This window comes from Allorhizocola rhizosphaerae (assembly GCF_003426775.1).
Classification (GTDB): domain Bacteria; phylum Actinomycetota; class Actinomycetes; order Mycobacteriales; family Micromonosporaceae; genus Allorhizocola; species Allorhizocola rhizosphaerae.
The window spans coordinates 1-4683 of sequence record NZ_QJUG01000375.1 but is presented as its reverse complement, the minus strand read 5'-3'; the positions used below and the strand labels follow the sequence as shown (position 1 = coordinate 4683).

General features: G+C 62.0%; 3 protein-coding genes. All 3 read left to right on the top strand.

What is annotated here, in order from left to right:
* Positions 1–700: 700 nt before the first annotated feature.
* The 3 genes from DM816_RS40295 to DM816_RS40285 all read left to right on the top strand — a co-directional run bounded on the left by DM816_RS40295 (position 701) and on the right by DM816_RS40285 (position 4124).
* Positions 701–1597, top strand: coding sequence for a hypothetical protein (locus DM816_RS40295; protein WP_162908356.1), 897 nt, complete (start codon positions 701–703; stop codon positions 1595–1597).
* Positions 1598–1812: 215 nt separating this feature from the next.
* Positions 1813–3036, top strand: coding sequence for a hypothetical protein (locus DM816_RS40290; protein ID WP_162908355.1), 1224 nt, complete (start codon positions 1813–1815; stop codon positions 3034–3036).
* Positions 3033–4124 carry a hypothetical protein gene (locus tag DM816_RS40285; RefSeq protein ID WP_117215716.1) on the top strand — a complete coding sequence of 364 codons (1092 nt, stop codon included), beginning with the start codon at positions 3033–3035 and terminating at the stop codon, positions 4122–4124. Before DM816_RS40290 ends, DM816_RS40285 begins: the two co-directional genes overlap by 4 nt.
* The last annotated feature ends 559 nt before the right edge of the window (positions 4125–4683 follow it).

The window sequence follows — 4683 nt, the reverse complement described above, 5'->3', positions numbered from 1 at the left end:
CGCGGCCGCTGGCGGCAAAGACCACGTCACCACCTACTGCACCGGCGTCACCGCCAACCCGCCCGCCGCCACACCCACACCCTCCCACCCCACAGGCGCGCCCACCCCGGCCCGACAACAACACCCAACCGCCCAAGCCGGTAGAACGTTTCACCACTCCGCCCCTGGGCGATCGACTTCTTGCACGCCGCAGCCTGTTATCGAAACGAGACTATTCACTCTATGTAAGTATGTGTGTGCGTTGCGATGTCTGATCTGTGCCGGTTGAGCTGGCCCTGCGATGCCTTACGAGACTCGTTATTGGACGCGTATCGGCTGCAAGGTTACGCATTGAATATCCAACTAGGACTATGAGGCACGCGGTGGATGCTAAGCGGGACAGAAAATGTCGGTGGTGCCGAATATGCTCCGACCCAACACGGGGAGCTGTTCCACCTGACGCGAATCCTGTCCATGGGACTCGGACGACAGGTGGAATTTCTGCGCGGCTGCGGTGATCGGCACCGCAGCCGCCATAGTTCCCACAAAGGGATCTCGGAGGATTCTTGTGAGAACTGGACCAAGTTTAGCCATCCAGCTAGGCATCGTCCTAACCCTAGGTGCGTCAGCGGCGCTGACGCCCGTTGCCGCGTTCGCGGAGCCATCCGCCGCGGCGGTGCCGTTCACCACGGTCACGTTCGGTGAAAGCAGAGGACAGGGCGTGGCTACCACCCTGTCCGAGCAAGTGGCCCGCTCTCGAGCGGACCGCTCGCGTGGAGCATCGGCCAAGGCCGACTTCCTGCGCAGAGCTGCCGCCGATGGCAAGTTCTACGAGACTGGCAGCGTCGACTACCTCCGCCTGGAGCGGGCGGACGGTGTCGCTGCCGACGTCGTCGTACCACACGACTATCGCCTCGACTCGGTCGACCTTGGCTTTGGCCAGATGTCCGGTGAGAAGGGCAACAGCGCCGTTGCCACCGCCACAGGCGGCGAGGTGGCCAACCCCTCGGCCCCCTTGTATCCGACCGGCCCGGGATTTGAAACCTACGCACAGGTCAGCCGCGGCTCGTACCAAATCTTCGTCTACTACTCAAACAGGAGTGGGAAGATCTACTTCGACTGGTCGAAGTACAAGGACCAAGACACCACGCATCCCGATTATGAGCTGTGGGCATACAAGAGATGGGCGGTCGCGACGCCGCCGGGCAGCCCCATGGACACCGTGCAATCCATGGGGATGCGGTCCTATCCCACATCGGCCTCGCAGAACGTGCTGAGAGGCTGGAATGAACTGCAGCCGCTGCCGGGCAGCTACGCTGGCAACTGCGCGGGCAACAGCATCGGCCTGAACATCGCCAACATCGGTGTGTCCTTCAACGCATGCCAGCACTGGCGAGTCGACTGGAATGACCTGCCGTGGAACGCCGGTGACATGAGTTTCAACTGGTGGCAGAATGGCCCGTTCTATCAGGCAGGCCATCACAACATGGCTGCCCTGTTCTCAGTGCAGACCTTCCCCGGCACGACGCCCTACTACAAGGACTTCTACAAGGTGAAGTTCTACTACGCGCCGACCGACTGCGCAGCCACCGATAAAAGCGCCAACTGCTACTTCTAAATAGAGGCTGGCTCGTGGTCAAGCGTCCATCACGGAAAGGTTCCCGGGGGGCAAAGCGCCCCGGGAACCTTTCCCTGCTCGTCATCTGCTGCCTCATCGTTGCTTGCGCCGCAGTGGCCTACGCCGTCACCCGGCCGGGAGCCAACATCGGTCCCGAGCCTCAACAGACGCAAGTCAATTCGACCGGCACCGCAACGGTAGCCACGGATCCGCCTGTGGCGTGCACGGTCGAAACCACGATCTGCGGCACCGTGCACGTCACCGGCGCCGGTCCGATCAGTTACGGCGTCTTCCGTGCCGGGAAAACGCCCGCCGACCTGGTACTCATGGAAGTCGGCGGCCCGGGCGCCAACGCCTTGGCCCGTACTGATCGGCAAACACTGGGACTGCCGACCCAAATCGACAAATACGATGTTCTGCTCATCAACGAGCCGTGGGTCAGCGCCACGGCAACACGGGAATGCACACGAGCGATGACCGAATTCACCAAGTCGGTCATCCTCGCGAGCACGCCATCCGCCAAGCCGATCGGTGCACAATGTTCTCTACCGGTATGGACTCAAGACCGCTACACGACGGCGCTTAAAGCCGTCCTTGCGCAGCTAGGCCGACCGTTAGCCGGCATCGTCGGCCACTCCTATGGAGCGCTGCCTGCTGCGGCGGCCGCGCTTGCCTTCCCTCACGCCTGGCTCATCCTCAACGCACCCATCGCCACCCCGGACACGCCGGGGTCCGAAGTAATGAGCCAACGCATCAAGTCGATCAATCAAGAACTTGATCGCAGCTATCAAAGCCACTGTGCCGCGCTTGGACTTGACTGCGGCTCAGCCGGGCACGAGATCGCCGAGAAGGCGATCTCGACCATCACCACCGTCACCGTGCCCAGCCGAGCCAACGCGCTGTCCAAAGGCGACTTCGCCGCCGCCATCATCGGCTCCCTCTACGGTCTTGGCGAGAACGCCACCTGGCTATGGACGACCATTGCCAAGATCGCATCGCTTGATGAGGTGACGCGAGCCCAAGTTGCCCGCATGGCCGATCAAATCCTCATGCGCTACGGCGACAACCAGATTTCCGAACGGCTTGCCGCCTTCATCAAAGGCACCTGCAACTCCTACCAGCAGTGGCCCATCCAGCGACCATCAGGCGCCGTGCTACACACGTTCTTCGACCACGTGACCTACCAGTGTGGGCTCGCTGCTCCGGCAAGTTCTCCATGGGATGTAAGGAACCTGCGCGCTCGGCCACGGAACGCATGCGTCTACAGCAACCTCACCGACCCGGTCACACCATCGATCTGGGCCCACAAGTGGGTGGAAATATTCGGCGACGACGTCGCAGCAAACACCTATACCCATCAGGGGCACACAACACTATCGGTAGCCCTTAAGCTCACCCAAGACAACTCATGCGCGCTGTTGAATGGAGACACGCGATGACAGCATCGCCAACCCAGCCGGATCTTTCCACCCGCACCGGCTCCATAATCACGGCCGCGATCATCGCGCTAGCCGGATGCACCGCACCGGTATCAGACCCCAACCCACCGGCACCGGCCAAACAGCAGCACAACACGCAGGCCAACGGTACGACCTGGCAGCAGGCCACCATAGAGTTACCGGTCGGCTCCGGCATGGACTGTCCCACCGGGCGCACGCAGCTCAGCCCAGCGCAAGCACCCAGCGGTCTTACCGCATGGGCCAAGGGTGACGGTCCCGCCAACAACTTCACAGCCGACGTACCCGCGCTGGCATCGGGCGACCTCAACGGCGACGGTGCGAGCGAAATGGTGCTTCGAGTACGCTGCACATCGCTGGAACCGTCACAGGAGCAAGACCCGGGCCTGCCCGGGCAACTACTTGTCGTCAAAGCCGTCAGCGACACGCACCTCGTGGGTCTGGGCTACGTTGGCCCGGCCTACGCGCGTTACCTCAAGGCCGAGGTCCTCGACGGCCAGCTGCGCACGCAGGTCTGGTACGAATCCGAGCGCAGCACCTCGATCTACGCCCCTGCCCACATGCGCATCTTCAAGCTCAACGGCACTAACTTCACCCAGGTCAACGGCCGAACCGCACCGTTGGTGCTGTCTGCTGCCAAAGCCGGTCAAGGCTCACCAGTCACGCTCCCGGGCATCCACGCCGACCAAAGCGTGACCTGCGCCGCCAGCAACCTCGTCTTCGAAGGCGGTCAGGCACGCACCCCAGATGCAACCTATGGCGTTACGGGCAACGCACAGCTTGTCGATGTGGACAGCGATGGCAACCAGGAACTGCTCACCGAGATCAGCTGCACAACATCTGGTGCTACCCGCACATCGCTGTACCTCCTACGACAGGACACCAACGCGCTGGTCGCCATCGATGTACCGGTAGCTAACAATGGCATGGTCTCCATAAGCAACGGCTGGAAGTTCACCGGCAACGTCTTGACAGTCACCACCACCAACCTCCAATCGGGAGAACAACAAAAGCACACCATGAACTGGGTCGGCGATGGCTTCAGCGGAAAAGTCGGCAGCTTCGGTTGACCGCCAGGCCCCACCGTGTCCCACCCACCGAACAGATAACAGCCACGACCAGGTGAGGCCGGTCATCACCGAGATCTGCCGTCTGAGCTGGACACCTGAAATGACAGCGATGATGGGATATCCGCGTGGGTCTACACGAAGGTGCGAGCAGCGTGCCGGAGCCGTGACATCGGTCGGCCGGCGGCCTATCCCTGTTCGGATGGAATTCGATCCTGACATAGAACAAAATCTATGCCCTCCGGCACGGCCTCAAGCGCGGCAGCGCATGCCGAAGTGCTGCTCGTCCCGTCGCCCCCTTTTCGGATCCCCGCCGCGGCGGAGCCGTTAGCGCCCGGTCTCGGCTGAGGCATGACGGACCATCGACGGCCTATGCTTATCCCGCGCGGATAGACGAGCGAAGGGTGGGTTGATTGGACTGACTGGATCCCCATGATCAGGTCCATGGTTTGTGAGAGTCCGATGCCCCAGAATGGGGCAGGGAGGACTGATCACGAATGGGAACACGACGTCGGCACACGCCTGAGCAGGTCATCCGTAAGCTGCGGGAGGGCGAGAAGCT